The sequence below is a fragment of the Paracoccus sp. NIOT.M2S5SZ12 genome (genome assembly GCF_057748165.1).
Window position 1 is genome coordinate 1 of record NZ_JBYLFR010000064.1, and the last position, 813, is coordinate 813.

At 68.3% G+C, this 813-nt stretch carries 1 protein-coding gene; it reads right to left on the reverse strand.

The annotated features are described in order from the left end of the window. The coding region (locus AC2SGK_RS18295; protein ID WP_488324802.1) for a hypothetical protein at positions 1-813 on the reverse strand (813 nt) is incomplete at both ends.

An 813-nucleotide genomic window follows, 5' to 3' on the forward strand; every position in this document is an offset into this window, starting at 1 on the left:
CCGCGCTGCGGGCGGCGCACCTGCTCGCCAAGCGGCGAAAGGATCACCTCATAGGCCACGCTCCACTGCGTGGGCTCAATGGGCTTCGCGGCGATGAAGGCCGGGCCGACCTGCGTCTCGACCGAGATGTTGCGGACGGGCGCCGAGATGCCGCCGAAGGCGTAGCGCAGGCTCTGGCCCGCGATCCCGATATGCTGCCCCGCCTTCACCACGCGACCGGCAAAGACCTCGGCCGGCAGGATGTTGACCCCCTCCACCAGCGCCAGACGGACGTTATAGACGGGCGTGAAGGCGACTTGCGAGGGGGTGTCCACGACATCGTAGACCGTCAGCGTGGCGATGGTCGCCGCCGAGGCCCAGATCCTGACCGACTCGATCGCGCTGTCGCGCAGGGCGCGGAACTCGGGGTCGGTATAGATCTTGAGGTTGGACGCCGCTGCCGAGGAACTGCCGGGCAGCGAGGCCACCTCGAACAGGCGCGGGAAGCCGATGCTCTGGCGCAGGTCGGTAAAGCGGACCGAGTCGCGCCGCGCCTCCTTGGCTTCGGTGCGCGCCGTTGCCAGCGGTCCATAGCTGACCTCGATGTCGCTGAAATACAGCGCGCCCGAGGCATTGTTGGTCAGAAGCGGGGTCTGGACGCCGAAGATCGGGTCCACGCTGGTATAGTAGATGTCCTCGGTGCCCGAAGCACGCCGCGTTCCCGCGACGGTCATGCGCCAGCCTACATGCGCACCGGCAGGGATGCGCACGGGCGGGTCGATCTGCACCCGCGCCCGGCCGCCCGGATGCTCGATCGTGCGGATGTCGTGGTAG